The sequence below is a fragment of the Streptomyces sp. NPDC051109 genome, assembly GCF_044455885.1.
Taxonomy (GTDB): domain Bacteria; phylum Actinomycetota; class Actinomycetes; order Streptomycetales; family Streptomycetaceae; genus Streptomyces.
This window is the reverse complement of sequence record NZ_JBITFF010000004.1, coordinates 1-26,217: the sequence shown is the minus strand read 5'-3', so window position 1 is coordinate 26,217 and position 26,217 is coordinate 1. Positions and strand designations below refer to the sequence as shown.

The following is a 26,217-nucleotide window of genomic DNA, read 5'->3' as shown; positions in this document are numbered from 1 at the left end:
TGCGGCGGTTCAGGTGTTGCTGGTGCCCCACTCGTCCTCGGCGCCCCCGCCGGCCCGGTCGCGCAGTCCCCGTACCCGCCCGGCCAGGGAGGAGGGCACCGCGTCGCCGACCTTGTGGCTCACGGCGGCGTAGGCCTTCCCGGCGTACTGCCGGCCCGTGTGCCCGGCGGTCTCGGCGGCGTTGCGCACCGCCGGGTTCTGCGCGAGCTCGCGCGCGGACTTCTTCAACTGCTCGTAACGCTCACGTCCTGCGCGGGTTCCGAGGACGTATCCGAGGGCCAGTCCGACCACGAACGTGACCTTGTACCGCATGCCTGCCACCTTTCGTCGTGTGGTGCCCGGCCGGCTGGCGATACCGATTGGCGGAGCACCCCCCTGCTTGCGCTAATCTATGACTCGCAACGGGCGCTCGCCCCTCCAGCAAGGCCGGAGGTGGGCTGTTCGGTGCACCGCAGCAATCCCCTGTAGCTCAATTGGCAGAGCAGCCGGCTGTTAACCGGCAGGTTACTGGTTCGAGTCCAGTCGGGGGAGCGCAGTCCCCTGTAGCTCAATTGGCAGAGCAGCCGGCTGTTAACCGGCAGGTTACTGGTTCGAGTCCAGTCGGGGGAGCGTGAAAGAAGAGGACCTCACGCGAGGTCCTCTTTCTTTTTGCCCTGGTTTCGGAACCGGGCAGCCCTCAGAACGGTCTCCCTGAGCAGGCGAAGCCGATCATGCGAGGCATCCGAGGCAGGAGATCGTATGAGCGGCTATGCTGCGGCAGACGGCGCGCACACATGTACGCGCCACGCCGTGAAGGGGCGGTAGCTCAGCCGGTTAGAGCAGCGGACTCATAATCCGTCGGCCGTGGGTTCGAGTCCCACCCGCCCCACCGCGAGCCGCAGGCGAAGAAACGTTCTCGCTTGCGGCTTCGGCGTTTTCAGGGCCCGTCGTGGCCGCATTCCCCCCTGCCGCCCGCAGCTGCCGCTGCGACGAGCGCGAGCAGGTGCAGCCGACCGGGCAAAGACGTGTCCTGACGCTCGCCGAGAAGTGGCCGGTGGGCCGGGTGTTCCGCACGCGTGGCGATCACCACACGGAGGGCAGATCATGGGACTGCCGGTCGGTCCGGTCGGCGTCATCCCCGGCCCTGCCGGGAACGGCCCAGGAGACGAGGCGAGCACCTGCCTCTGCCGGACGCGAGCAAGCCCGGACCGCGCTGGAGAACGAGAACAGGTGATCGCTCATGTGCCGATGGCTCGCGTACTCGGGAACGCCGCTCCTGCTCGACACCATCCTGTACAAGCCCGCGCACTCGCTGATCGACCAGAGCCTGCACTCCAAACTGGGTGTGGAGACGACGAACGGCGACGGCTTCGGCGTCGGGTGGTACACGGAGGACGGCGGCGCTCCGGCGGTCCTCCGTGACGTGGGACCCGCCTGGAACAACCGCAACCTGCGGGAAATCGCGGACCACGTCCGCTCCCCCCTGTTCTTCGCCCACATCCGGGCGTCGACCGGAACGGCGGTGCAGCAGACGAACTGCCACCCCTTCCGGCACGGCCGATGGCTGTGGATGCACAACGGGGCCATCGCCGACTTCCACCTCATACGGCGCGAACTCGCCCTGCTCGTCGACCCCGCGCTGTTCAACGACATCGAAGGAACGACGGACTCCGAGATGATGTTCTACCTCGCCGTCACCTTCGGCCTGGACCAGGACGCGCCCGGCGCCGTCGCGCGGATGGCGGGAGTCGTGGAACGCGTCGGCCGGGAGCACGGGGTCGAGTTCCCGCTCCAGATGACGGTCGCCGTGACCGACGGCGTGAGCGTCTGGGCCTTCCGCTACTCCAGCAGGGGCGAATCCCGGTCGCTGTTCTACAGCAGCCGTGTGGACACCCTGCGCAAACTCCACCCCGACGTGGCCTTCTTGCAGGAGGTGTCCGACGAGACCCGCCTCATCGTGTCCGAACCCCTCGGCGACTTGCCCGGCGCCTGGAACGAGGTGCCCGAGAGCAGTTACGGCGTCGTGCGGCCGGGAGCGGACGCGATGTTCCCCTTCGCCCCACAGGCGGCCTGACGCCACGACCGACGCCTGTGCCCGCAGTCGATAGGAGACCGGCCATGAGGGAGTCGTTGTTCAACCTGGCAGTGGACTACCCACTGCTGAACATGTTCTGGACCATGATGCTGATCTTCATCTGGGTGCTCTGGTTCATGCTGCTCTTCCGGATCATCGGCGACATCTTCCGGGACGACGACTTGAACGGCTGGGCAAAGACGGGATGGACCGTCTTCGTCATCATCCTGCCCTTCCTCGGGGTGTTCGTGTACCTGATCGCCCGGGGGCGCGGGATGGGCGAACGCGAGCTGCGGCGGGCCCAGCGCAACGAGGAGGAGTTCCGCTCCTACGTACAGAGCGCCGCAGGCCCCAGTCAGGCCGAGGAACTGGCCCGGCTCGCCGAGCTCAGGGACCGGGGCGACATCTCGGCTGCCGAATTCGAGCAGGCCAAGGCCAAGGTCCTGGCGCCGTAGGCAGGAGCGGCGGAGCGGGCGTACGTACGGCGGTCCGCCGACTGCCCCCGCTCCGCCGTCACGGGCAGGCGCGTCACGGGCAGGCGGCGGCCGGGTCGTCGTGGACGAGCGCGCAGACCATCTGCGCGCCGCGCCCGTGATCGGGGTACGCCGTGAGCAGCTCGGCCTTGAAGTCGTTCCACTGCCGGGTGATCTCGGCGGTCGCCCCCGCCGTCGCGCGGCCGAAGTTGCCGCCCGTCTTCGAGCGGTCGGACGCGGCGGTGTCCTTGTTCAGGACCCGGTTGTGGGGGATGCGGCCGGCGCAGTCGGAGGGTTTGACGCCGGTGGAATCGATGTCGGTGTAGCAGCCGGTGGCGAGGTCCGCGGGGATGTGCTCGCGCGCCTCCCCGCTCCAGGCGGCGTCCTTCATGGCGCTGTAGCGGCGGATCTCGAAGAACGGCGCGGGGCCCGTGCGTTCCAGACCGGGCGGGTTGTCGGGGCCGATCGGGCCGGGGGCGGGCCGGTCGCTCCAGTTCGAGTGCGAGTAGAAGTCCTCGATCGGGTGCCAGCCGCGGCCGAGCTGTTCGAGCACGGAGCATTTGGCCCGCCCGGGCTTCCCGTCCCATGCGCAGGGGGAGGACAGGTCGCTCTGGTCGGCGCGCACCTTGCCGTCCGCGCCGACGAGGGCGTCCGCGGCCCGGACCGCGTTGCGGAAACGGGCGACGGAGGTGCGGATGCAGGCGAGGAGCTCGGTGGTGGCCTCGTCCCGGGAGCGGGGGTAGTCGGGGGCGTAGCGGGGGGCGAGGTAGTCGGCGTTGTCGCAGTGCAGGGGGCCGACGTCGAAGTAGGGGCGGTGGTCGTCGGCGTTGATCGCCCCGTCGCGGGCGTCGGCCATCGCCGTCAGCGTGGTCGGCTCCCAGGGCAGTGCGGCCCGGGTGATGCCCTCGTGGTTGTCACCGGTGAAGGCACGGGCGGAGCCGCTCGGCACGGCGGCGAGGGCGGCCGCCACGAGGGCCGCGACGGCTACGGATGCGGTCCGGGGCGGCCCGGTCGGCAGGCGGTGGGACATACGTGGCCTCCAGGCGGGCGGGGGCGCGGAGGCCGGGGCCCGACAGGCACCGACCGGGGCGATCGTCCCGGCCCCGGCGGGAGGACGGCGGCCGTGCTTCCATGCTGCGCGCCCCGCCCGGCCCCCGCATGCGGGCCGCCGCCCCCGTACGCGGGCAGCGGCTACGGCTCCGGCGAGCGCGGCTGGACCGACGGGATCCGCTGGGTGAAGAACAGGGCGATGAGCGCGGCCAGGGCCAGGATGGCGAGCGCCGCGCGCAGGCCGTCGAGCCTGGCGTCCGCGTTCGCGTCCAGTGCCGCCTCGGACAGCTCGGGGTTCACCCCCGCTGCGTCGAGGGCGGTCCCCAGCTGGGCGTCGGACAGGAACGGCGCGCCGCTCTGGAGCTGGACGGTCGCCTGGCTCGTGACACTGTCCGGGACCGCCGGGTTCGCCTCGATCGAGGTCAGGAAGGAAGTCGTGAGCGCGGCGATCATGATGGACCCGGCGAGGGCCGTACCGATCGAGGCGCCGAGGTTGGTGACGGCGTTCTGCACGCCGCCGACTTCCGCGCTCTGCGCCTGCGGTACCGCGGACACGGTGACCGACCCGAGCTGGGACGCCAGTGCGCCCATGCCGAGCCCGATCAGCAGGAGGGGGACGGTGACGACTTCCGCGCCGGCGTCCGCGTCGAGCGCGGCCATCAGGACCACCGCTCCCGCGAGCAGCGCGAAGATCCCGAGCCGCACCACTCGCCGCGGCGAGACGTCCGGGAGGAATCGCGGGATCAAGGTCGCGGCCGCCAGCAGGCTCACCGAGAGCGGCAGGAGGCGCACCCCGGTCTCCAGCGCCGACAGGCCCAGGGCGACGGACAGGTAGAGCGGGACGACGAAGAACACGCCCATCTGCACGAGGTACTGGAAGAAGAACATCGTCAGGCCGCCGGTGAGCTGCTTGTTCTGCAGCATGCCGGGATCGACGAGGGGATCCCGGCCCCGCTCGACGAGCTTGGCCTCCCACCGGAGGAAGAGCCAGAGCAGCGCCAGGCCCGCCAGCATCAGCCACGTCGTCAGCGACACCCCGAGCCACGCGGGCGCGTCGGGCTTCGGGCGGAACCAGCCCCATTCGTCGGACCGCAGCACGCCGTAGACGAAGGTACCGAGCCCGAGCGCGGAGAGGACGGCGCCAGTGAAGTCGATGCTCCGGCGCTCCCCGGGCGGCGCGTCCGCGACGCGGCGCGCGAGCAGGAGGATTCCGAGCACCACCACGACCTCTCCGGCGAAGACCCACCGCCAGGAGAAGTACGTCGTCGCGATGCCGCCGATGAGCGGCCCGACCGCGATCGCGATCGCCCCTGCCGCGACGACGAGCCCGTAGGCGGCGGGACGGCGTTCGACGGCGAAGTTACCGGCGACGAGCGCGACGATCGCCGGCAGGATGAGTGACGCCCCGATCCCCTCCAGGAACGCCCAGCCCACCAGCAGCACGGGCAGGTTCGGTGCGAGCGCCGTGGTGAGGGAGCCGGCACCGTAGATGCAGCAGCCGATCATGAACGCGCGTCTGCGGCCGATCAGCGCCCCGACCTTGCCGCCCGGGATCATGAACATCGCCATCACGAGGGTGTACGCCGTGATCGCACCCTGGATGCCCGTGACGGTCGTACCCACGTCCTCGGCCACCGTGGCGATGGAGACGTTCATGACGGAGCTGTCGAGGGCCATCAGGAACTGACCGGCCGCGAGCGTCACGAGGACGACTCGCGACTTCGCCGAACTCTCGGCCGTGCCCGTCGGGGATGACATGGACGCATGGTTCCAGCCGCCCGTGGGCCACCTGGACCGACCCGCCGCGCGGTCAGCCGGATGGGGGCGGCGACGAGCCGGACGGCGACGGGCCCGTGAGGCCCGGGCGTCCACAGCACCCGGTCGGCGGCCGCCCACCGGTCCTCCTGCCGGCCGCAGGCGCAGAAACGACTGCACCCGCGGCGTCGGCGTTCGCGCGGGATGTCTCGGCTGCCGGCCCGCCGGCCTGATGGCTAGAAGTTCTCCGTCTCGTCCGCCAAGTGGCGCAGTACGTCGTTCAGGTCCTGGCGGCGGGCGTAGGCCGCGCGTTGGCGGTGGGCGCCCGAGCCGTCGCGCAAGAGGCCTCCCAGGGTCTTGGCCGCGTGGTCGAGTTCGCCCGAGGCCGCGAGTTCCGGGGCGACCAGGTCCAGCAGAGCCTCCGCCAGGTCCGCCGCCGGGATCTCCACTCCCGTGTAAGGGTCGAGGCCGAACCCCTCCAGTCCGTCGTGGGCCGCCCGCCAGCGCGCGAGGTGCAGTACGTCCTCCCGCAGAGCGGGTTCGGGGCGCTGCTCCGCGATGTCCCGCAGGATCGTCGCCACCAGGGCGCGTACCAGCTCGGCCTGGAGGATCGCCGTATCGATGTCCGGGGACATGTCGGGCGCCCGGATCTCAAGCGTCGGCCAGTGCCCGGACGGGCGCAGGTCCCAATAGACCATCTTCGTGTCCAGGGCCGCCCCGGAGCCGAGCAGGGTCTGCACCGAGCGCCGGAAGTGGGCCGTGGACGTGAAGTGCGGGGGCAGGCCGGCCGACGGCCAGCCCGACCAGGCCATCGCCCGCCAGCTGGCGTGACCCGTGTCACGGCCGCCCCAGAACGGCGAGTTGGCGGCCAGCGCGATCAGCGTGGGCAGCCATGGTCTGACCCGGTTCGACACCGCCACCGCCGTGTCCACGTCGAAGGTGCCGATGTGGATGTGCCGGCCGCAGCTGACCAGGGTGTCGGTCAGCGCGCCGAAGCGGCGGTGCTGCTCGCGCTGGCGCGGCTCGTCGTCGGTCAGGTGCAGCGGCCCCTCCACAGCCACCACCGGCGAGGGCGCGGCCAGCAGCCGGCAGCCGTGGGCGCGGGCCGCCCGGGCGAGGGTGCGCCGCAGCGTGGCGAGCTCCGCACGCAGCACGGGCGCCGAGTCGGCGACGGGGGTGGAGATCTCCACCTGGTAGCGGGTGCCCTCGGGGTGCACTTCGTGGGGCAGGCCCGCGGCGGTGGCCAGGACGAGCGGGGCGGCCGGGACCACCCGGAAGGTGCGGGAGTCGACGAGGAGGAATTCCTCCTCGACGCCCACGGTCAGCGGGGCTGTGAGAGGGGTCGCGTGGACTCCGTTGTCCGCGCTGCCGGTGCTCGTGGTGCTGTTGCCAGGTTCGATCACTACGCCTCCCTGGACATACGAGTCGTTTCATCATGAGCGGAACGGCAGGGGAGGAGCGCACGTCGATTCAGTCAAATGTCGTGTGATAGTGGCGAGTTACCGGCAAGGACCGACCCGGTCTGAGGCCGCGGATCCGGGTGGGGCGACTGGTGCGCGTGCGCGAACGGGCCGGGACGCGGACGGGCCGGGACGCGACGGGCTCCCGGCCCGTTAATGCCTGGGGCGGCCGAGCGCACGCTGGTTATCATCCGCTGTGACCGGTACGAGCACCCCCACGCCCACCCCCGCCCGACGTCCGCCGCGCATATTCGCGGACCTGACCCCGCTGCGCACGTCCCCGGACTACCGGCGGCTGTGGGTCGGCGGCACCGTCTCCTGGATGGGCCAGGCGATGACCGCCCTCGCGATCTCGCTCCAGGTCTACGACATCACCCGCTCCAGCTTCTCGGTCGGGCTCGTCGGACTCTTCTCCCTCGTCCCGCTCGTCGTCTTCGGCCTCTACGGCGGGGCCATCGCCGACACCGTCGACCGGCGCAAGCTCGGCCTGTACAGCTCCCTCGGTCTGACGGCCCTGTCGATCGCACTGGCCGGCGCCGCACTCCTCGACTACCACCGGGTCTGGCTGCTGTACACGGTCGTCGCGCTCCAGGCGGTCTGCGGCGCCCTCAACGGGCCCGCCCGCTCCGCGATGATCCCGCGGCTGCTGCCGACCGAGCAGCTGCCCGCCGCCAACGCGCTGAACTCGGTCACGATGACCTCCGGGATGATGATCGGCCCGGTGCTCGGCGGGCTCATCGTCGGCTGGTGGGGCTACCAGGCCGCGTACCTGATCGACGCCGTGACCTTCTGCGCCGCGCTCTACGCGGTGTGGCGGCTGCCCGCGATGCTGCCCGAGCGGGAGGGCGGCAAGCGGGGGCGGGCCTCCGTACTGGACGGCCTGCGCTTCCTCGGCACCCGGCCGAACATCCGGATGACCTTCTTCTCCGACATGGCCGCCATGGTGCTGGCCCAGCCGAAGGCTCTGTTCCCGGCCATCGCCGTGCTCTGGTACGGCGGCGACGCCAAGACCGTCGGCCTGCTGGTGGCCGCGCCCGCCGTCGGGGCTCTGCTGGGCGGGCTGTTCTCCGGCTGGCAGGGCCGGATCCGCCGGCACGGGCTGGCGATCCTGATCTCCGTGGCCGCCTGGGGGCTGGCCATCGCCGTGTTCGGGCTGACCCGGAACCTGTGGCTCGGGCTGTTCTTCCTGGCCCTGGCGGGCTGCGCCGACACCATCTCCATGGTGTTCCGCTCCACGATGATGCAGGCCGCGACCCCGGACGAGATGCGCGGGCGCCTGCAGGGCGTGTTCATCGTGGTCGTCGCGGGCGGGCCCCGGCTCGGTGACTTCCTCGCCGGGACCGCCGCCGACCTGACCTCCCCGGCCGTGGCGATCACGGGCGGCGGCCTGGGATGCGTACTGGTACTGCTCCTGCTGGCCCTGCGCTGGCGCGGGTTCGCCCGGTACGACGCGAGGTCGCCGCAGGCGTGACGCCCGCGCCCGGACCCCCCGGCGGCGGCCGGGGCGGGTGTCAGGCCGGGGCGGGTGTCAGGCCGGTTCCAGGAGTACGGCCGCAAGGGTGCCGGTGACGATCTCCTCCCGGGGCAGCGAGAGGCCGAAATAGCGCTCCACCACCCCCAGGGCGGTGCGGTGGACCTCCCTCTCGTCCGCGTCCTCGTCCGCCGGGAGGCCCGCCGCGGTCAGCTCGGCATGCAGGCGCGAGGCCGTCTCGGGCTCTCCGTCGACGCCGTCATAGCCCCAAGAGCTGTCCAGGTGCAGGTTGAAGGAACCGAGGCGGACCTCGTCGCGGGTGTACGCGAACTGCGGCGGGACCGGCTTGCCGTTCTCCTCCTCGAACTCCAGGCGGCAGACGTCGACGCCGCCGCGGGAGATCGGCGATTCGTCCTCGAACTCGCCCATCCAGCCGCCGTAGGCGACCGCGTACGACCACTCGCCGCACCGGCCGTGGCGCAGGCCGATGCCGTCGAACCGGCTCCCGCACGAGTCGGCGATGAGCTCGACGAGATCGTCTCCGGTGAGGTTCCCGACCGGTACGGCGGTGTGCTCGGGGCCGTACAGGGTCTCCGTGAGCCGCACGACGAGCTCCTCCGGGGTGAGCCCGCGCGCCATGACCACGCTGTAGCCGCCGAAGGCGATCGACCGGGGTGCCGCCAGCCAGGTGATTCCGTCCGTCATGACGGACATTCTGGCCGAGGGCTGTGACAACGCCGGGGAGTCGGGTCAGGCGGGGCCGACCACGCCCCGCGCGACGCCCAGGGCGACCAGGTCCTGCGGGCGGATGCGGAGCTGGTCCGCCGTCGAGGGGGCCTCGGAGGCGGGGCGCTTGAGGATGGCCGCCGCCAGTTCGGGGGCGATCACCGAGAAGTAGCTGTCCGGGGTGACCCAGGTGTTGCCCGGCGCGGCCAGCGCCAGGGCTCCGCCCGAACCCCCCTCGCCGATCAGGAGGGTGGTCACCGGGACCGCGGCCGCCGCGACCGCCGCGAACGTGTCCGCGATGGCGGCTCCGGCTCCGGCGTGTTCCGCGGCGGCGTCGTTGGCCGCGCCGGGGGTGTCCACCAGGGTGAGCACCGGGATCCCGAGGCGGTCCGCGAGGCGGATCACGCGGGCCGCCGTGCGGTATCCGGCCGGGCGTGTGGCGGTGCCGCACTGGGCGGCGTACGCGACGGCCCGGCCCTCCCGCAGTCCGAATCCGCACAGCATCCCGGGATCCGTGCCGCCCGCCCGGTCCCCGGAGAGGGGCAGGCGGAGCGCGAAGTACGCGTCCAGGTACGCCTCGGCGCGCGGCCGGTCGGGGTGGCGGGCCTGCCGTACGGCGTCCCAGCCGGTCTGCGGGGGCAGGCCGCCGGGTGCACCGCCCAGCGCGGCCGGGGGCCCGACGGGTTCGGCGGAGCGGGGCGCGGCCAGGACGCGCAGCCAGTCGGCGAGGCGTGCGGGCAGCTCGGCGGGCGGGACGACGGCGTCCACGTGCCCGGCGGCGTACTGGCCCTCGGCGGTGTACGCAGCCGGGTCCGCGTCCGCCGGCCGCACCCGGGAGCCGGCGAAGCCGACCTGCGCACCGGGGAGCGCGAGCACGACGTCCGCCCCGGCGCCGAGGGTGGCCCAGCCGCCGCCGGTGGTCGGATCGCGCAGCACGGCGACCTGCGGGAGCCCGGCGGCCCGGGTCAGGACGGACTGGCGTGCCACGCGCTGGAGTTGGGTCAGCGCGAGCATGCCCTCCTGCATGCGGGAGCCGCCGGTGGCGATCAGCGAGACGAGGGGGAGGCGGTGCTCGCGAGCGTACGTGTACGCGGCTTCGAGCCGGTCTCCGGTGCGCTCGCCGAGGGAACCGCCGAGGAAGCCGAACTCGAAGGAGATCAAGGCGGCTTGGCGGCCGCCGATGAGGGCGGTTCCGGTGACGACGGACTCCTGTTCGCCGGTCCGTGCGGTGGCCCGGGCGCGCGAGTCGTCGTAGCCGGCCCAGGCGAGGGGGCCGTCCGGGGCGGACACCCGCTGCGGGGAGGGGAGTTCGGCGAAGCTGCCGGGGTCGGTCACGGAGGCGATGGCCGCGCGGGCCGAGAGGCGGGTCGTCGTCACGGGATCACCCTATGGGCCTCCTAGGGCAACGGAAAGGCGAGCTTGAGGGCGTAGGCGGCGACCAAGCCGTAGCCGAGGCGGAAGGTCCAGGCGCGCGCGGCGGGGGAGATCCGGCGGCCGGCCGCGGCGCCGAGGGCGACGAGGGTCTGCTGCCAGAGGAGGGACGCGGCAGCGACGCCGCTCAGGAAGGCGGCGGCGGTGGCGGGGGCGGTGAGGGTGGAGGCCTGGGCGGTGGTGAGGGCGGCGAAGTAGAGGGCGGTGGTGGGGTTCACGGCGGTGAGGGCGACGTACCGGGCGAACGCCTTGGCCGGTCCGGGCCCTGCCCCGGCCGCCGCCGGGGGCGGCTGCGGAGCCTCGGACGCCGGCGGGGCCGGGAGCGCACGGCTGCGGTAGAGGGCGTGGGCGGCGATCGACAGGAGGACCGCCGCCGACAAGAGGCGGATCCAGGCCTCGACCGGGGCGACGTGGGAGGCCACCCAGGGGCCGAGGGCCGTGGCCAGGGCCGCGTAGGCGAGGTCCACCGCGGCGATGCCCGCCGCCGCGGCCATCGCCGTACGGCGGTGCCGTATCGCCTCCTGGAGCAGCAGCACGCTCATCGCGCCCATGGGCATCGCCACGCCCAGGCCCGCGACCGCCCCCGACAGCGCGGGGGAGAGAAATCCGTTCATGGCGACGAGGGTGGACGCAAGGGCATCGGGTGCAGCAGCGCTTATCGGCCCCGACTGCGAGAATCGCGGTATGGACCGTCTCGACAGGGAAATCCTCGGCATCCTGCAGCAGGATGCGCGGATCTCGTACCGCGACCTCGGCGTCCGCGTCGGGCTCAGTGCCAATGCCACCGCCGACCGGGTGCGCAGGATGCGGCGGGACGGGGTGATCCGCGGGTTCACCGTCATCGTGGATCCGGCCGCCGACACCCGCGGCGGGCTGGTGGTCTTCATCGACCTGAGCCTGCGCCAGGACACCACCAACGAGGAGTTCGAGGCGCGGGTGGTCACGCTTCCCGGGATCACCGAGGTCGTACACGTGACGGGGGAGTACGACTACCTCGTACGGGCCCGGGCCGCCGATCCCGCCGCGCTCGACGCGCTGCTGCGCCGGCTCAAGCGCGAGGCCGGCGTGGCGCAGTCCAGTACGCGGATCGCGCTCAAGGGCGCGCACGCCCCGCGGACTGACCCGGCCCGAGCCGGAGAACCCCCCTAGAGCGCCGACTCCCACTCCAGCGTCGTACCCCGCGCGCCCGACTCCGTGCGGCCGTCGTCCGTGACCGTCAGGCGGACGCGGGCCGGGGTCGCGGCCACCGTGACGTCGATCGACGTGGTCTGCGCGCGGCGGTGGGCCGCGGCCAGGGCTCCGCGCAGTGCGGAGAGGAGGTCGCCCGCCACCGGCTCCGGGAGCAGCGCGTCCACCGCGCCCGTGAAGTGCACCGACGGCTGGAATCCCAGCAGGACCGCCGCCCCGCCGGTCTCCCGCAGGACCCGGCCGCGGAACGTCGTCGGGGCGTCGGTCGGCGGCTGCTGGAGGGCGAAGATGGCGGTGCGGACCTCCTGGATGGTGGAGTCGAGCTCGTCCACCGCCCGGCCGAGTTCGTCGCCGACCGTGTCCCCGGCCGGCGCGGACGCCGACCGCTTCTTCGTGCTCTCCAGCATCATCTCCGTCGCGAACAGCCGCTGGACCACCAGATCGTGCAGGTCCCGGGCGATCCGGTCGCGGTCCTCGTAGATCGCCAGCTGCTCGCGGTCGTGCTGCGCGTCGGCGAGCACGAGGGCCAGCGCGGCCTGGGAGGCGAACTGCGAGGCCAGCAGCCGGTCCACGGCGTCGTACGGGCGCCCGCCGCGGGTGCGCGGCAGGGCCAGGGTGCCGATGAGCTGGCCGCCGCTCTGGAGCGGCAGCATCATGCTCGGGCCGAATCGTTCCCGCACGTGCGTGGTCATCCGGGGGTCCGTCGCCGAGTCCTCTATGAAGACCGGTTCGCCGCCGAGGAGTTGCACCAGGACGGGTGAGCCGGGGGCGATCGCCGTCCCGACCAGGTCCCCGGGGTCCCCGTGCGTGGAGGCCGCCACGATCTCCATGCCGCCCTCCGGGGTCGGCTGGAGCACCACCCCGGCCGCCGCGTCCGCGAGCAGCCGGGCCCGTTCGGCCACGCACATCAGCGCGTCGGCGGCCGGGCGGCCGGCCAGCAGGGTCGTGGTGACCGCGGCGGCGCCCTCGATCCAGCGCTCCCGGCGGCGCGCCGTCTCGTACAGCCGGGCGTTGCCGATCGCTATCCCCGCCTGGGAGGCCAGGACGCGTGCCAGCGCGAGGTCCTCGTCCGTGAACGCCCCGCCGCCCTGCTTCTCGGTGAGGTAGAGGTTGCCGAAGACCTCCGTGTGGACCCGGATGGGGACGCCCAGGAAGCTGCGCATGACGGGATGGCCCGGCGGGAACCCCGCCGAGCGCGGGTCCTCGGTCAGGTCCTCGAGCATGAGCGGGCGCGGATCGGTGATCAGCGCTCCGATCAGGCCCGTACGCCCGTCGGGCAGCCGGGGGATCGCGGCGCGCTCCGCCTCGCTGAGCCCGGCCGTGTAGAGCTCGGTCAGCCGGAGGCGCTCGGGGTCGATGACCCCGAGCGCTCCGTACCGGGCCTCGCACAGCTCGGCCGCCGAGTCCACGATGTGCTGGAGGGTGGCCTGCAGCTCCAGGTCGGAGTCGACGCTGAGCACCGCCTCCAGGAGTACGGGCAGACTGGCCCGTTCCGCGGGACCGGCCGGCTCGGGCGCCGCGTTCGTCATTCGGCCAGCGGGTTGAGGACCATCGGGGCGATCTTCCCTTCCAGCATCATGCCGAGGCCGAGCACGGCGCACACGTCCGGCCGTTCCGCGATGGCGACGGGCATGCCGGTGGCGTCGCGCAGCATCTGGTCCAGGCCCGGCAGCAGGGCGCTGCCTCCCACCATCATGATCCCCCGGTCCGTCAGGTCGGCGACCAGGTCCGGCGGGCAGTCCCGGAGGACCTTGCCGATGCCGTCGAGGACGGCGGTCAGCGGGGTGTGGATGGCGTCCCGGACGGCGGCGGTGTCCACGTGGACGGAGCGGGCCAGTCCGGTGGCCACGTCGCGGCCGTGGATGAGGGTGGAGGCGGGGCCCCCGCCGGTGATGCCGTTGCCGTGCAGGGCCACCTGGAGCGGCCGGACGGCCTGGCTGGGCAGCATCAGTTCGTGCGCGTGGCGCAGGTGCTGGACGACGGCGTGGTCGATGGCCTCGCCGCCGACCGGGATCCGCTGGGCGGTCACGATCGAGCCGAGGGAGAGGACGGCGACCTGCGTGGCGGCGGCCCCGCACACCATGATCATCGTCGCGGTCGGCTGCTCCACGGGCAGGCCGCAGCCGACGGCCGCCGCGATCAGGGTGTCGACGAGTTCGACGCGCCGGGCGCCGAGGCCGACCATCGTCTCGACGGCGGCCCGCTGCGCGAGCGGGTCGGCGTCGTGCGGGGTGCAGGCGGCGGCCCGCAGCCGGGGCTTGCGGCGCAGGGCGCGGCGCAGCTTCTCGCCGAGCAGGTGGCGCAGCATCCGCTGGGCCATGTCGATGTCGACGACGGTGCCGCCGGAGACGGGGCGTACGACGCGGATGTAGTCGGGCGTGCGGCCCGTCATCCGTTCGGCGAAGGACCCGACCGCGATGAGCGCGCCGGTGCGGGTGTTGACGGCGGCGACGCTGGGCTCGTCGACCACCAGGCCGGCGCCCTTGACGTACACGCGGGTCCTGGCTGCTCCCAGGTCGACGGCGACGTGGCAGCGGCGCAACTGCTCAAGACTGACGGTCACGGCAGATCCTCCCGAGAGCGCTGGTGCAAGAGTCCGGCGACTGCCGGTTGCATTTCATATCTTCTCGGGCGAATGGGTCGTACCGCCCGTTGGGCTGCTCCGGCCGGGTGTGTCGCACGGGGCGAGGGGTGCTGCACGGGGGTGGATTTCTGTACCGACAGGCAGCACGATGCCGCCACTGACCGCGCTACTCGCGCGTAACAAGGTAAAGGCGACCTCATGCTGACGCCCCGCCAGAAACTGCTCGGGCTCCTGACGCTCTGCCCGGCGCTGCTCGCCCCCTTCCCGGCCCGGGCCGCCACCCCTGTGCAGCCGCACAACCCGATCGTCTTCATCCACGGCTACAACGCGGATCCGGGCGTCTGGGGCGGCCTGCGCGAGGACCTGCGCGCCGCCGGGTACACGGACTCGGAGCTCTTCTCCTGGGGTTATGACACGCACCGGTCCGTCAACGAGGTCGTGGCCGGGCAGCTCGGCGCGTACGTCGACCAGGTCCGCCGCCAGACGGGCGCCGCGAGGGTCGACATCGTGGCGCACTCGCTCGGCTCGCTGGTCGGCCGCTGGTACGTGAAGTTCGGCGGCGGCACCGCCACCGTGGACCACTGGGTGTCGCTGGCCGGCCCCAACCACGGCACCTCCACGGCGTGGGCCTGCGCCCTGTGGGACCAGGCCTGCCGGGACATGACCCCCGGTTCGTACGTGGTGAAGAACCTGAACGCGGGGGACGAGACCCCGGGCGCGGTGAAGTACGCGACGTTCTGGTCGAACTGCGACGAGGTCGTCAACCCGGACGACAGCGTCCCGCTCGTCGGGGCGGCCAACACGCCGGTCGGCTGCCTGGGGCACAACGACCTCTTGGGGGACGACGCCACCTCGGCGGGGGTCAGGTCCTTCCTCGCCTCGTAGGGCCCGCCGCTCAGGGCGCGGCCCGGACCTCGGCCCCGTCGACCGCGACGCGCTGGAGCAGGCCGTACGTGAACTCCGCCACGCACGGCCGCCCCTGCGCACGGAAGGCGAGGCGCCACCGGGTCGGCGCCGTCCCCTCCATCGGGCGCACCGGGGCGAAGGCCCGCGCCACCTCGTCCACCGTGGCCGACCAGGGCAACAGGTCCTGCGGCGTCTCCAGTACGGGCCCGTGCGCACCCGGGGCCCGGACCAGCCACTCGTTCCACACCGCCCCGTCCGGTGCGGCCAGCACCTCGAAGCGCAGGTCCGGCCAGAGCGGCACCGGCCACAGCAGGGCCTCGCACCGCAGATCGCCGATGGCGCGGGCGGCCGTGGACTCGGGGGGCCCGAGCACCGAGCGGTAGCGGGCCAGCGCACCGCGCGAGCGGGGCGAGCGGACCATCGCCTGCCAGCGCTTGTTGGCCTCCCGCTGCTCGGCGAGCGAGGCTCCCAGACGCCGGCGCGCCGCCTCGGCGAGGCCCGGCTGGAAGTCCGCCATCCGACGCAGCAGCACCAGCTGGAAGGCGGCCGGACCGAAGGTTCCCGAAGGCGCGGACGGTGTCATGGAGGCCACGATTCCACACAGGACCTCCACGAACCCGCGATACGGATGTTGCGCGGAACCACGTAGCGTGCGGACGTCATGGACTACTGCCACGCGTGCCGGAGGCATCTGAACGGCGCCCTGGCGTGCGCCGGCTGCGGAACCCCGGTCGAGTACCTGCCGCCCGCCGCGCCCGGGGGGTCGGCCGTGCCCGCCGCTCCCTACGGCTCCGTACGGTCCGAGGGCGGCGCCCCGCTCGCGGACCCGTTCGCGGACTCGCTCGTCGTGCTGTCCGGTGCCGACCGGAGCGGCCGGGCCGGGGCGCGGCGCCGCGCCACGCACCGCAGGCGCCGCCGGACCATGCTGACGCTCGGGATGGGCCTGGTGCTCGCGGTCGGGGGCACGGTCGCGCTGGCCCGGATCGTCACCGAGGGGCAGAAGAGCGACAGGGCCGCACAGGTGGAGCTCACCGACGGGAACGGCCCGCAGGATCCGGGTCCGCTGCCGAGCGGCAAGGGGACTCCCGCCGCGCCCACGGCACTGAAGCCGGTGAAGGCGTCCGGGTCCGCGAAGGCCACCGCGGGCGCTACGCAGCCGGGCGGGCCCGAGGCCTCCGCCGAGGGGTCCGCGCAGCCGGGTCCGACGGCGTCGGCCTCCGCATCGGGGAAGCCGGGGCCGACCAAAGGGGCCACCGGGCCGGGACCGTCCGTAAAGCCGAGTCAGTCGGGGAAGCCCTCGCCGAGCGCTTCCGGGTCGGCGCAGCCGCCGTCGCCGAGCCCCAGCCCCGCGCCGACCAAGACCGGCTGCTGGTTCATCTTCTTCTGCTGAGCGGCCGGGCGCTCAGCCCAGCATCCGCTTGAGCAGATCCCGCAGGACCGCCCGCTCGGCCGTGGACAGTCCGGCCAGCGGTTCGCGGGCGAAGTCCAGCGACTCGCGCAGCCGGTCCGCGGTCTGCAGGCCCTCCGGCGTCGGGGCGGCCAGCTTCACCCTGCGGTCCGCCGGGTCCGGCCTGCGCTCGACCAGGCCGCGCGACTCCAGCCGGTCCACGATGCCCGTGATGTTCGAGGGCTCGCACTTCAGCTGCTGCGCGATCCGGCGCATCGGCATCGGCTCCAGGGACAGCAGGTTCAGCACCCGCGCCTGGGCGCCGGTGAGCTGGTGGCTGGCTGCCGCGTCCTCGTACTCCTCGTGGTAGCGGGCCACGACGGAGCCGATGAGCTCGACAACCTCAAGGGTCAGGGGATCTGCGCGACGACTGGGCATGGATCCAGCGTACCCACTTACTTGACAACATGAAATATCCAGGCGCATGGTTGTTTCACCTACTGAAGTATTCGTCGATTCCTCGATTCGGGAGCGCACATGTCTGAGATCCCTGCCGTCAGCCGCGAGTGGCACCTCGTCCGCCGTCCGCAGGGCTGGCCCGTCGCCGAGGACTTCGCCCTGCGCGAGGTCGAGGTCGCGGCTCCGGCCCCCGGCCGGATCCTGGTGCGCAACCTGCACATGTCCGTGGACCCCTACATGCGCGGCCGGATGAACGACGTGAAGTCCTACGTCCCGCCGTTCCAGCTGGACAAGCCGATGGACGGCGGCGCGGTCGGCGAGGTCGTGGCCTCCGCCGCCGAGGGCTTCGAGGTCGGCGACCACGTGCTGCACGGCCTGGGCTGGCGCGAGTACGCCGACGTGCCCGCGCAGCACGCCACCAAGGTCGACGCCTCGCTCGCCCCGCTCTCCGCCTACCTCGGCGTGCTCGGCATGCCGGGCCTGACCGCCTACGCCGGCCTCTTCGAGGTGGCCTCCTTCAAGGAGGGCGACTCCGTCTTCGTCTCCGGCGCGGCGGGCGCGGTCGGCAGCCTCGTCGGCCAGTTCGCGAAGATCAAGGGCGCCGCCCGGGTCATCGGCTCGGCCGGCTCGGACGAGAAGGTGACGCTCCTCACGGAGAAGTACGGCTTCGACGCCGCCTTCAACTACAAGAACGGCCCCGTCGGCGAGCAGCTGAAGGAGGCCGCCCCCGAGGGCATCGACGTCTACTTCGACAACGTCGGCGGCGACCACCTGGAGGCCGCCATCTCCTCCCTGAACGTGCACGGCCGCGCCACCCTGTGCGGGGCGATCGCCCAGTACAACGCGACCGAGCCGACTCCCGGCCCGCGCAACCTGGCCCTGGTCATCGGCAAGCGGCTGCGCCTGCAGGGCGTGCTCGTCGGCGACCACGCCGGGCTCCAGCCGCAGTTCGTCCAGGACGTCGCCGGCTGGCTGCGCTCCGGTGAGCTCGTGGCCGACGAGACCGTCGTCGAGGGCGTGGAGAACGCGACCGAGGCCTTCCTCGGCATGCTCCGCGGTGACAACACCGGAAAGATGATCGTTTCTTTCACCGGCTAGGCTCACCCCACGCCGTCGTGATCGTGGGCGCGAGTCACGGCGATTACCAGGAGGATCTCTTCGCATGTCCATCCAGCAGTCCGACGTCCTGTACACCGCCGTCGCCACCGCCGAGAACGGCCGTGACGGCCGCGTCGCGACCACCGACGGCCAGCTCGACGTCGTCGTGAACCCGCCGAAGGAGATGGGCGGCAGCGGCGCCGGCACCAACCCGGAGCAGCTGTTCGCCGCCGGCTACAGCGCCTGCTTCCAGGGCGCGCTCGGCGTCGTCGCCCGCAACGAGAACGCGGACGTCTCCGGTTCGACCGTCACCGCCGAGGTCGGCATCGGCAAGAACGACGACGGCTTCGGCCTGATCGTCAAGATCTCCGCCTCGATCCCGAACGTGGACGCCGCCACCGCCAAGGACCTCATCGAGAAGGCCCACCAGGTCTGCCCGTACTCCAAGGCGACCCGCGGCAACATCACGGTCGAGCTCGCCGTCTGATCCGGCTCGCGCTCGCCGAAGGCCGCATCCCGCTTCCGCGGGGTGCGGCCTTCGCCGTGTCCGGGGCCCGTTCTAAGCTGGACCCATGCGTGATCTTGCGGGGGGATTCGGCTATCTGCTGGCCGGACAGAGATGGGTGCTGCGACACGGCCGCTGGCTGGGCTTCGGCCTGCTGCCGGGGCTGGTCTCCCTCGTGTTGTACGCCGGGGCGCTGATCGGGCTCGGCTACGGCGCCGACGACCTGACCGCCTGGGCCACGCCCTTCGCCGACGACTGGTCCGCGCCGTGGCTCGGGCTGTTCCGCGGCTTCCTGACCGCCCTCGTCTTCTGCCTCGGCCTGTTCCTCGCGGTGATCACCTTCACCGCCGTGACCCTGCTGATCGGCCAGCCGTTCTACGAGTCCCTCTCGGAGGAGGTCGACCGCAGCGAGGGCGGCGACGCCCCCGAGTCCGGGCTGCCGCTCTGGCGGGAGCTGTGGGTCTCGGCCCGGGACAGCGTGAAGGTCCTGGTCCGGGTGCTGCTGTACGGGATCCTGCTCTTCGCGCTCGGATTCATCCCGGTGGTCGGGCAGACCGTGATCCCGGCGATCGGGTTCTGCGTGTCCGGGTTCTTCCTCGCCGAGGAGCTCACCGCCGTCGCGCTCGCGCGGCGCGCAGTGGAACTGGGCGACCGGCTCGCCCTGCTGCGGACGCGGCGGATGCTGGTGCTCGGTTTCGGCGTCCCGCTGGTGCTGGCCTTCCTGGTGCCGCTGGTGGCGGTGTTCCTCATGCCGGGCGCCGTGGCCGGGGCGACCCTGATGGTCCGGGACCTGACCGGGGAGGACGCGGCCCCGGAGGCCGGAGCTGCGGAGTCCGGGGCTGATGCCGGTGCGGGCGCGGGCGCGCAGGCTCCGGCCGGGGGATTCGGACCGCCGCCGCCCGCCTACTCGTAGCCCTAGGGCTGCGCGCGGGGTTCCACCCACAGGGCCTCGCCGACCGCGCACAGGTCGCCGTCCGCGGTGGCCAGGGCCGTGCCCACGCGGTACTTGCGGCCCTCGCTGCCGAGCAGCCAGGCGTACGAGACGAGGCCGGCGCCGACCGGCACCGGGCGCAGCAGCCGCGCGGTCAGGGCTGCCGTGACCGCCCCGGCCCGCCGGTCGTCGAGCAGCCGCCCCGCCGCGTTGCCCGGGCAGTCCAGCGCGCCCCACACCAGCTCGGGCGGCAGCAGTCCGTCCGCACCGCCGAGTGCCGGACCCGGGGTCCAGGCGGCGGCGACCAGCGGGCCGCCGGAGACCCGGCCGCAGTGCAGGCGCAGTCCGGTGTCGGGGGTGCGGTGCAGACCGCAGCCGAAGCAGTCGACCATCCCGTCCGGGGGCGCCGCCCGGTAGGCGTCCGCCGCCGCCGAGGCCTGTTCCCAGGTCGGGGGCTCGGGGGCCTCCGCGGCCGGCTCGGCGGGGCTCGCCGTCGCCAGCAGGAGCTCGCCGTCCACCAGCCGGGCGCCGCCGTCGGAGGTCGGGGCGAGCCGCACCGGGGAGTCCGTGGGCACCGGCCGGCGGAAGTCCACCCGTACGGTCTTCGCGGCCGCCCGCGCGGCCAGCACCCCGGCCACGTAGCCGCCGAAGGCCACACCGGGATATCCGCTGAGGCGGGCCGGAACCGTGATCGTCTCGAAGTCCGTCATGCCCGACACCCCATCACACACGTCGTCCTCGTCACAGGTGTGGGCCGGGCGGCCCCGCAACTATCGTGGCGGCCCGTTCGTCCTCCATCCTGGAGAGACGCGTACCGCGCGCAGGGGCTTCGGAGGTGGCCGGATGGCCGAACAGCCGTGGGGGCAGCCGTACCCGGTCCGCCCGCAGCAGACGTACGGGCAGCCGTGGCAGCCCGCGCCCACCGCGCAGTCCGCGATGCGCGCCTCGAACACCGACCGGGACCGGACGGTGGACGTGCTCAAGGCCGCGTACGCCGAGGGCCGGCTCTCCCGTGAGGAGTACGGGCAGCGCTTCGACGCCGCGTACAAGGCGCAGACGTACGGCCAGCTCGCGCAGCTGGTCGCGGACCTTCCGGCCGGGCCGATGCCGGGCCCGTTCGGCGCGGCCGCGGCGGGGCTGCCCGCCGCGTACGGGCCGGTGCCGATGCCGGTTCCGCCGCCCATGCCGTTGCCCGCCCGCCGGGTCAACGGGATGGCGATCACCGCGCTCGCGCTCGGCGTGCTGAGCCTGCCGACGCTCGGCGCCGCGGGCCTGGGCGCCGTCGCCACCGGGCACGTCGCCAAGGCGCAGATCCGCGCGCGCGGCGACGAGGGCGACGGGCTCGCGACGATCGGCCTGGTGCTCGGCTGGCTGTCGGTGGGCGGCTGGGTGCTGCTCTTCCTGCTCGCCGGGTTCGGGGCTCTCAACTGACCGGGCCGTCCCGGTCGGCCGCCGCCGTTCCGGGACCGGTGGCCGTCAGCGGCGGACCGATAGTATGCGTGGCGGCAAGAGCCGAGGCTGTCCCACACCGTCCTTGAGTCCGCTTGCCCGCCGCCGTCGTTCGGAGCCGTCGGAGCTTCCGGGTGCCGAAGCCGTGGGCCCGGAGCCGGGCAGTGGATCGCCGAGAACGACGACCGGCCGTCGCGCCGAGCACCGACCAGCAGTAGGGACACCGTCAGTGACAGTCAGTACCGAGGGGTCGGCGGCCGTGCGCCCCGTTCCCCCGAGCGGGCCGGCCGCGAACGCCCCCGGCAGCTCGAAGTCCTCGGATGCGGACCGGGCCCCGCGGCGCGCCCTGCGCTCCCGAGGCGGGCTCCTGCTGCTGGAAGCCGCCGTGGCGTTCGCCGCGGCACTGGTCCTCCCGCTGCTGGCACGCGGCCTCAAGCTCAACCCGCTCAACCGGATCGCGCAGGTCAGCGGCCTGGCCGCGATCCAGCTGCGGTTCGCGCTGATCGGGCTGCTCCTCATCGCCGCCGTGGTGCTGGCGATGCGGCTGCGCGGCGGCCGTCACTTCGACCTCGCCACGCGCCTGGCCGCCGCGGGCCTCGCCGGCCTGGCCAGCGGCTTCGTCGCGGCGGGCGCCGTCGTCGCGCTGCTGGGCACGCCGTGGCCGATGTTCGGCCTCAACGGCGACAGCGGCCGCATCGTCGAATGGGCCCACGCCGTCGCGAACGGGCAGCCCTCGGGTTCGCCGGTCTACCCGCCGATGCCGCTCTACACCCTCGGCTACTACGCCGAGTGGTTCCACGGCGGCAACACCGCGTACGCCTTCAAGGACCTCCAGATCCTCGGCGCCGCCGCCTTCGGCCCGCTCGTCTACCTCGCCTGGCGGATGCTGCTGAGCCCGCTCCGGGCGCTGGCCTTCGGCGTCGTGCCCGCCTTCGCGCTGATCGACTCGTACAAGCCGTACAGCCAGACCGTGCTCGTCCTGCTGGTCCCGGTGCTGGTGGCCATGGTCGTGGCGCTGCGCCGCAGCGGCACCGAGGGCTGGCGCCCGCTGCTGCTCAAGGGCGCCGGCTTCGGCGCGGTGCTGGGCGTGCTGTTCCTCACGTATTCGGGCTGGTTCCTTTGGAGTGCGGCCGGCGTGCTGTTCGCCGCCCTGCTGTACTTCCCGTGGAAGACCGGCCGGCTCAAGGGCGCGGCGTTCATGGGCAGCGCGCTGGCGGCGTTCCTGGTGGTGGCCGGGCGCTACCTGATGGTCATGCTGAAGGAAGGGCAGACCACCAAGGACTACAACTTCCGCTTCGACAACTTCACCGACCCGGCCTACTACCTGATGTGGCGCACGGACATGCCCGGCAAGGTGGGCGACTGGCCGCCGCCGGGGGAGTTCGGCGGGGTCGGGCTGTTCGCCCTGGTGACCTTCGTGTGCCTGGGAGCCGCGATCTGGCTGGGCCTGCGCAAGCCGCTCGTCGTCACCATCGCCGCGATGTTCATCAGCGCGTGGATCATGCGCATGTTCATCGCCTCGCACATGTACGAGACGCAGACGGTCCAGCTGTACACGCGCACCAACAACCAGCTGCTCTACTGCGGGCTGATCCTGTGCGCGCTGGTGGCGCACCTGGTCTCGCTGAAGTCGGCCGAGCGGCGCACGGCGTCCGAGGCGACCGCGCCCGCGTCCGAGGCGACCGAGCCCGGGTCGGAGGCGACCGCGGCCGTCGGCGGCGCGCCCGCGGCCGCCGCCGTCCGTACCGGCTTCCCCGGCCGCGAGGGCGCAGTGATCGGCACCCTGTGCGCCCTGCTCCTGCTGCTCGGCACGGTTTCCTCTTCGATGTCCGACCACTACATGCCGGCGCAGGACGGCACCTACCGGATCCTGCCCTGGGTTTCGCACACCGTCCGGCAGCAGGACGGGAAGTGCCCGAAGTTCGCGCCGAAGGGCGAGTGCTCCAAGGACGGCGACCAGAGCTGGCTGAGCTACATCCGATGATCAGAAGGAAGCGATGATCTCCGCACTGACGCGCCTGGCCGACTGGTCGGCCCGGACCCCGAAGCGGCTCTGGGCCATCGCCTTCGCGCTGTTCTTCACGCTCGCGGCCTCCTGGTCCGCCGCCACCCCGCTCGGCGGCTCCCCGGACGAGCACGCCCACTTCATCCGCGCGGCCGCCGTCGCCCGGGGCCAGCTCGGCGGCCCCGAGGTGATGGTCCCGCACATGGTGGCGGGCATCGAGGGCAAGTTCGCCGAGACCGGCGTGCAGCTCCCCGAGTGGTACAAGCCGCTGCCCAAGCAGCACGAGTGCTACGCCTGGCACGAGGACAAGCCCGCCTCCTGCGCGCCCGCGATCGGGCACTCGGAGAAGACCGTCCAGGTCACCACCGCCGCCGGCCGCTACCACCCGGCGTACTACCTCGTGACCGGATGGCCGAGCCTGCTGGTCGACGGCCCGAAGGGGCTGTACCTGATGCGGCTGATGTCGGCGGCGCTGTGCTCGGCGCTGCTGGCCAGTGCCGTGGTCACGGCCGCCGAGTGGCGGCGCCGGCGCTCGGTGGCGCTGCTCGGCGTGTTCACCGCGGCCACGCCGATGGCCCTGTACATGGCCGGCATGGTCAACCCCAGCGGAGGTGAGATCGCCGCGGGCATCCTCGTGTGGACCGCCCTGCTGTCGATCCTCATGTCACCCGATCCGCGGCTGCTGGGCCGGCGGCTGGCCCGGGTGGGCATCGGCGGGCTCGTGCTGATCAACATCCGCCCGCTGGGGCTGATCTGGTTCGCCGGTGCGGTCTTCTTCGGCCTGCTGCTCGCCCGCCGCGGCGTCCTGCGCTCGGTGCTGCGCCGCAAGGCCCTGTGGGTCTGGACCGCGCTGCTCGGGCTGGCCACGGCCGGTGCGCTGCTCTGGGCGCGGGCCCACCCCGACAACTCGGTGATCAACACGCCCAAGACGCTCACCGCCAAGGAAGCCGCCCGGCAGACCTTCGGCAACACCGAGACGTACGTCCACCAGATGCTCGGCTACTTCGGCTGGCTGGACACCCCGGCGCCCGCCTTCACCTGGCTGGTCTGGCTGGGCGTGATCGCGGTCGTCACCGCGCTGGGGCTGGCGTACGGGCGGATGCGCGAGGTGGTGGCGCTGGTCGGCATGCTCGTGGCCATCGTGGTGGTGCCGGTGGTGGCCCAGGCCTCCCAGGCGGAGCAGCTCGGCATGGTCTGGCAGGGCCGCTACCTGCTGCCGTTCGCCGTGGGCCTGCCGCTGATGGCGGCCCTGATCTGCGCGAGCCGCGCGCCCGAGCGGGGGTTCCCGTGGCGCCGGCTCGTCGGCTTCGGCGTCGCCGGGCTGGCGCTGGCGAACGCGGCGGCGTTCTTCTGGGCGCTGCGGCGCTTCGCGGTCGGCGTCAACGGGCCGTGGGTGCCGTTCTCGGCGCACTGGACACCGCCCGGCGGCTGGGTGCTGTGGACCGGCGTGTACACGGCGGCGGCGTTCGCCCTGGTGCTGCCGGCGCTGGTGCGGGAGCGCGAGCCCGCCGCGGCGGTGGAGGCTCCCGCGGAGCGGGAGGACGGCCCGCGCTCCGGTCGGCACTCGAAGGTCCCGGCGATCAGCTGACGGCCCGGCCCCGCCGATCCGCCTGCCCGCCGGTCCGGCGGGCCGTCAGGCGCCGGTCTCGGCCGTCGCCACCTCGGCCGTCGCCACCTCGGCCGTCGCCACCTCGGCCGTCGCCACGGAGGCCGTACGGTCGTCCGCCTCGGCCAGCAGCGCGCCGCCCGGGGCCCAGACCGCGGCGCGCCCGCAGCCGGTCCACGGGCCCGCCGGACCGACGTGGTTGGCGAGGACCACGTACAGGCCGTGCTCCTCGGCGATCCCGGGGTACACGGTGGCGCGCTCCCGGATGCCGTCGCCCGTCCCGTACAGGGAGCTCGCCAGGTGGACCCGGCAGCCGTCCGCCGCCGCGAGGCCGGTGAGCTGCGGGAAGTGGTTGTCGTAGCAGACGCCGAGCGAGAAGCGGATCCCGCCGAGCGCGAACCGGCCCGGACTCCCGCCGGCCGCGAACACGCCCTGCTCGTGCCCGTACAGGTGCTGCTTGGCGTACGTCGTCACGTGCCCGCCGTCCGCGCCGTAGACCAGGGTCGCGAGGGCGGGCAGCGGACCGGCGGTGCGCAGGGCGGCGTTGACCGCGACGGCGATGCCGGCGGAGCGCAGCGGATCCAGCCGGGGGTCGTCGGCGTCCGCCAGCCACAGCCCCGGGTCGGCGGCCAGGGCCTCCAACTCGTAGCCGGTGAGGGCGAGCTCGGGGAACACGACGAGCTCGGCGCCCTGCGCCCGGGCCTCGGCGGCGCGTGCGACGCACCGCTCCGTGTTGGCGGGCACGTCGGCCGGAATGCAGCTGAGCTGCGCTGCTGCGATCTTCACGGACCCAGCATGCCCCAACGGCCCCGAACGGCCGCGGGCCGGTACGGGGGTCGACGAGGAGGCGCGGCCGGGCGATGCTGTAACGGTCCGCGTACTCACCGGAGTTGACGGAGGATCGGCTGATGCCCGACTGGATCCACCCGGTCCTCGCCGGCGCCTTCCTGGTCGTGTCGTACCGCCTGGTCCGCACGAGTGGCGCCGGGCTGCGGGCCGCCGTGCTCCTCATGGCCCTCCTGAACGCGGGCGTGCTGTGGCTGCTCGCCGCCACCGGGCCGGCCTGGGCCGTGGCCGCCGTCGCACTGGTGTCCCTGGCGGCCGCGGTCCACAGCCTGCTGGCGGCGGCGCGGACCCTGGCGGCCCGCATCCAGCGGGTCGACGCCGAAGCCTTCCGCGGCCTGATCCGGCGGGCCGCGGAAGCCGCCGGCCCCCAGGTCGTGGGCGTGTGCGTGATGTTCAGCGGCGCGCTCGCCCTGACCGCCTTCGCCGACGACGCCCACCCGGAGGGCCGCCAGTTCCACCTCGTGGCCGGCCCCGACTGCCCGTTCTGCCTGGTGGAAGAGCAGATCCGGGACTTCCTCGGCCCCGCCGACCCGCTGCTCGCCGCGTACCGCTCCCACCTGGAGGAGGGCAGCAGCCGCCACCTGCTGGTCAAACGGCGCTCGGAGCGGGAGCCCTGGACGGGACGCCTGCGCGACCGGGTCTACTACCGGGTCCCCGCACCGGCCCGGCGCCCGCCGTGCGCCGTCCACGACCCGCTGCTGGGCCGTCCGTAGGCCGTCGCCAGGCCGTCGCCAGGTCGCTAGGTGTTCTGTCCAGGGAGGTTGTGGACGGGTGATGTAGGTCTCCGCTGAGGGATCTTGAAATGGGTGAGGGCCTTCTGGCCTGGTGTGGATT

Annotated in this window: 26 protein-coding genes and 3 tRNA genes; 16 read left to right on the top strand and 13 right to left on the bottom strand. The window is 73.1% G+C overall.

Annotated features, from left to right (window positions below; genetic code table 11):
* Window positions 1-9 precede the first annotated feature (9 nt).
* Window positions 10-312, bottom strand: coding sequence for a YtxH domain-containing protein (locus tag ACIBAD_RS08935; protein ID WP_134075394.1), 303 nt, complete (start codon window positions 310-312; stop codon window positions 10-12).
* Window positions 313-458: 146 nt separating this feature from the next.
* Here ACIBAD_RS08935 and ACIBAD_RS08930 point away from each other — a divergent pair.
* The 5 genes from ACIBAD_RS08930 (at window position 459) to ACIBAD_RS08910 (ending at window position 2,508) form a co-directional block, all read left to right on the top strand.
* Window positions 459-531: transfer RNA gene (locus ACIBAD_RS08930), tRNA-Asn, on the top strand.
* 5 nt (window positions 532-536) lie between these two features.
* Window positions 537-609: transfer RNA gene (locus tag ACIBAD_RS08925), tRNA-Asn, on the top strand.
* Between the two features lie 185 nt (window positions 610-794).
* Window positions 795-868 (top strand) — tRNA-Ile (locus tag ACIBAD_RS08920).
* Between the two features lie 351 nt (window positions 869-1,219).
* Window positions 1,220-2,053 carry a class II glutamine amidotransferase gene (locus tag ACIBAD_RS08915; protein WP_134075393.1) on the top strand — a complete coding sequence of 278 codons (834 nt, stop codon included), beginning with the start codon at window positions 1,220-1,222 and terminating at the stop codon, window positions 2,051-2,053.
* 44 nt (window positions 2,054-2,097) lie between these two features.
* On the top strand, window positions 2,098-2,508 hold the full coding sequence (locus ACIBAD_RS08910; RefSeq protein ID WP_134075392.1) for an SHOCT domain-containing protein: 411 nt from the start codon (window positions 2,098-2,100) through the stop codon (window positions 2,506-2,508).
* A 73-nt stretch (window positions 2,509-2,581) separates the two neighbouring features.
* Here ACIBAD_RS08910 and ACIBAD_RS08905 read toward each other — a convergent pair whose 3' ends face one another.
* From ACIBAD_RS08905 to ACIBAD_RS08895, 3 genes are all read right to left on the bottom strand, one after another.
* Window positions 2,582-3,556, bottom strand: coding sequence for a hypothetical protein (locus ACIBAD_RS08905; RefSeq protein ID WP_398905471.1), 975 nt, complete (start codon window positions 3,554-3,556; stop codon window positions 2,582-2,584).
* Window positions 3,557-3,717: 161 nt separating this feature from the next.
* Window positions 3,718-5,334, bottom strand: a complete 1,617-nt coding sequence (locus tag ACIBAD_RS08900; protein WP_134075390.1) for an MFS transporter — start codon at window positions 5,332-5,334, stop codon at window positions 3,718-3,720.
* Window positions 5,335-5,567: 233 nt separating this feature from the next.
* Entirely contained in the window at window positions 5,568-6,734 is a 1,167-nt protein-coding gene (locus tag ACIBAD_RS08895) for a glutamate--cysteine ligase (protein ID WP_134075389.1), read from the bottom strand.
* Window positions 6,735-6,987: 253 nt separating this feature from the next.
* Between ACIBAD_RS08895 and ACIBAD_RS08890 the strand changes: the two genes are divergently transcribed.
* Complete coding sequence (locus ACIBAD_RS08890; RefSeq protein WP_134075388.1) at window positions 6,988-8,262, top strand: MFS transporter; 1,275 nt, start codon at window positions 6,988-6,990, stop codon at window positions 8,260-8,262.
* Window positions 8,263-8,319: 57 nt separating this feature from the next.
* On the opposite strand, the gene ACIBAD_RS08885 is transcribed toward ACIBAD_RS08890, so the two are convergent.
* The 3 genes from ACIBAD_RS08885 to ACIBAD_RS08875 are packed head-to-tail and all read right to left on the bottom strand — an operon-like array spanning window position 8,320 to window position 11,033.
* Window positions 8,320-8,967 carry a hypothetical protein gene (locus ACIBAD_RS08885; RefSeq protein ID WP_398905468.1) on the bottom strand — a complete coding sequence of 216 codons (648 nt, stop codon included), beginning with the start codon at window positions 8,965-8,967 and terminating at the stop codon, window positions 8,320-8,322.
* 45 nt (window positions 8,968-9,012) lie between these two features.
* Window positions 9,013-10,365 (bottom strand): carboxyl transferase domain-containing protein, encoded by a 1,353-nt coding sequence (locus ACIBAD_RS08880; RefSeq protein WP_134075386.1) that lies wholly within the window; start codon window positions 10,363-10,365, stop codon window positions 9,013-9,015.
* A gap of 20 nt (window positions 10,366-10,385) precedes the next feature.
* A complete protein-coding gene (locus tag ACIBAD_RS08875; RefSeq protein WP_166682170.1) occupies window positions 10,386-11,033 on the bottom strand; it encodes a LysE family transporter in 648 nt (215 codons plus the stop codon).
* 70 nt (window positions 11,034-11,103) lie between these two features.
* Between ACIBAD_RS08875 and ACIBAD_RS08870 the strand changes: the two genes are divergently transcribed.
* Window positions 11,104-11,568, top strand: coding sequence for an Lrp/AsnC family transcriptional regulator (locus ACIBAD_RS08870; RefSeq protein ID WP_398905465.1), 465 nt, complete (start codon window positions 11,104-11,106; stop codon window positions 11,566-11,568).
* Here the strand turns inward: ACIBAD_RS08870 and ACIBAD_RS08865 are convergent.
* Entirely contained in the window at window positions 11,565-13,136 is a 1,572-nt protein-coding gene (locus ACIBAD_RS08865; protein ID WP_398905463.1) for a GAF domain-containing protein, read from the bottom strand. The genes ACIBAD_RS08870 and ACIBAD_RS08865 overlap by 4 nt on opposite strands.
* The gene (locus tag ACIBAD_RS08860) at window positions 13,133-14,170 is read right to left on the bottom strand and encodes a rod shape-determining protein (RefSeq protein ID WP_134075383.1); all 1,038 of its coding nucleotides are present in this window, start codon (window positions 14,168-14,170) and stop codon (window positions 13,133-13,135) included. The genes ACIBAD_RS08865 and ACIBAD_RS08860 overlap by 4 nt, the downstream gene beginning before the upstream one ends.
* A 219-nt stretch (window positions 14,171-14,389) precedes the next feature.
* Here ACIBAD_RS08860 and ACIBAD_RS08855 point away from each other — a divergent pair, with 219 nt between their 5' ends.
* Window positions 14,390-15,076 carry a triacylglycerol lipase gene (locus ACIBAD_RS08855; protein WP_134075382.1) on the top strand — a complete coding sequence of 229 codons (687 nt, stop codon included), beginning with the start codon at window positions 14,390-14,392 and terminating at the stop codon, window positions 15,074-15,076.
* A 10-nt stretch (window positions 15,077-15,086) separates the two neighbouring features.
* Here ACIBAD_RS08855 and ACIBAD_RS08850 read toward each other — a convergent pair whose 3' ends face one another.
* Window positions 15,087-15,680 carry a hypothetical protein gene (locus ACIBAD_RS08850; RefSeq protein ID WP_134075381.1) on the bottom strand — a complete coding sequence of 198 codons (594 nt, stop codon included), beginning with the start codon at window positions 15,678-15,680 and terminating at the stop codon, window positions 15,087-15,089.
* Window positions 15,681-15,758: 78 nt separating this feature from the next.
* Between ACIBAD_RS08850 and ACIBAD_RS08845 the strand changes: the two genes are divergently transcribed.
* Window positions 15,759-16,487: a hypothetical protein gene (locus tag ACIBAD_RS08845; RefSeq protein WP_134075380.1), complete on the top strand. Its 729-nt coding sequence runs from the start codon at window positions 15,759-15,761 to the stop codon at window positions 16,485-16,487.
* A 12-nt stretch (window positions 16,488-16,499) separates the two neighbouring features.
* Here ACIBAD_RS08845 and ACIBAD_RS08840 read toward each other — a convergent pair whose 3' ends face one another.
* Window positions 16,500-16,922 (bottom strand): MarR family transcriptional regulator, encoded by a 423-nt coding sequence (locus tag ACIBAD_RS08840; protein ID WP_134075379.1) that lies wholly within the window; start codon window positions 16,920-16,922, stop codon window positions 16,500-16,502.
* Window positions 16,923-17,021: 99 nt separating this feature from the next.
* On the opposite strand from ACIBAD_RS08840, the gene ACIBAD_RS08835 reads away from it, so the two are divergent.
* The 3 genes from ACIBAD_RS08835 (at window position 17,022) to ACIBAD_RS08825 (ending at window position 19,459) form a co-directional block, all read left to right on the top strand.
* Window positions 17,022-18,041, top strand: coding sequence for an NADP-dependent oxidoreductase (locus tag ACIBAD_RS08835; protein WP_398905459.1), 1,020 nt, complete (start codon window positions 17,022-17,024; stop codon window positions 18,039-18,041).
* Between the two features lie 64 nt (window positions 18,042-18,105).
* The gene (locus tag ACIBAD_RS08830; protein ID WP_134075378.1) at window positions 18,106-18,528 is read left to right on the top strand and encodes an organic hydroperoxide resistance protein; all 423 of its coding nucleotides are present in this window, start codon (window positions 18,106-18,108) and stop codon (window positions 18,526-18,528) included.
* Between the two features lie 85 nt (window positions 18,529-18,613).
* Window positions 18,614-19,459: an EI24 domain-containing protein gene (locus ACIBAD_RS08825; RefSeq protein WP_134075377.1), complete on the top strand. Its 846-nt coding sequence runs from the start codon at window positions 18,614-18,616 to the stop codon at window positions 19,457-19,459.
* A 2-nt stretch (window positions 19,460-19,461) separates the two neighbouring features.
* On the opposite strand, the gene ACIBAD_RS08820 is transcribed toward ACIBAD_RS08825, so the two are convergent.
* A complete protein-coding gene (locus ACIBAD_RS08820; protein ID WP_134075376.1) occupies window positions 19,462-20,187 on the bottom strand; it encodes a hotdog fold domain-containing protein in 726 nt (241 codons plus the stop codon).
* Window positions 20,188-20,320: 133 nt separating this feature from the next.
* On the opposite strand from ACIBAD_RS08820, the gene ACIBAD_RS08815 reads away from it, so the two are divergent.
* From ACIBAD_RS08815 to ACIBAD_RS08805, 3 genes are all read left to right on the top strand, one after another.
* On the top strand, window positions 20,321-20,908 hold the full coding sequence (locus ACIBAD_RS08815) for a DUF1707 and DUF4190 domain-containing protein (protein ID WP_398905455.1): 588 nt from the start codon (window positions 20,321-20,323) through the stop codon (window positions 20,906-20,908).
* A 247-nt stretch (window positions 20,909-21,155) separates the two neighbouring features.
* Window positions 21,156-22,910 (top strand): hypothetical protein, encoded by a 1,755-nt coding sequence (locus tag ACIBAD_RS08810; protein ID WP_398905453.1) that lies wholly within the window; start codon window positions 21,156-21,158, stop codon window positions 22,908-22,910.
* Between the two features lie 13 nt (window positions 22,911-22,923).
* A complete protein-coding gene (locus ACIBAD_RS08805) occupies window positions 22,924-24,519 on the top strand; it encodes a DUF2142 domain-containing protein (RefSeq protein WP_398905451.1) in 1,596 nt (531 codons plus the stop codon).
* A 45-nt stretch (window positions 24,520-24,564) separates the two neighbouring features.
* On the opposite strand, the gene ACIBAD_RS08800 is transcribed toward ACIBAD_RS08805, so the two are convergent.
* Window positions 24,565-25,323 carry a carbon-nitrogen hydrolase family protein gene (locus ACIBAD_RS08800; RefSeq protein ID WP_398905449.1) on the bottom strand — a complete coding sequence of 253 codons (759 nt, stop codon included), beginning with the start codon at window positions 25,321-25,323 and terminating at the stop codon, window positions 24,565-24,567.
* Between the two features lie 122 nt (window positions 25,324-25,445).
* On the opposite strand from ACIBAD_RS08800, the gene ACIBAD_RS08795 reads away from it, so the two are divergent.
* On the top strand, window positions 25,446-26,096 hold the full coding sequence (locus tag ACIBAD_RS08795; RefSeq protein WP_134075372.1) for a hypothetical protein: 651 nt from the start codon (window positions 25,446-25,448) through the stop codon (window positions 26,094-26,096).
* Window positions 26,097-26,217: the final 121 nt, after the last annotated feature.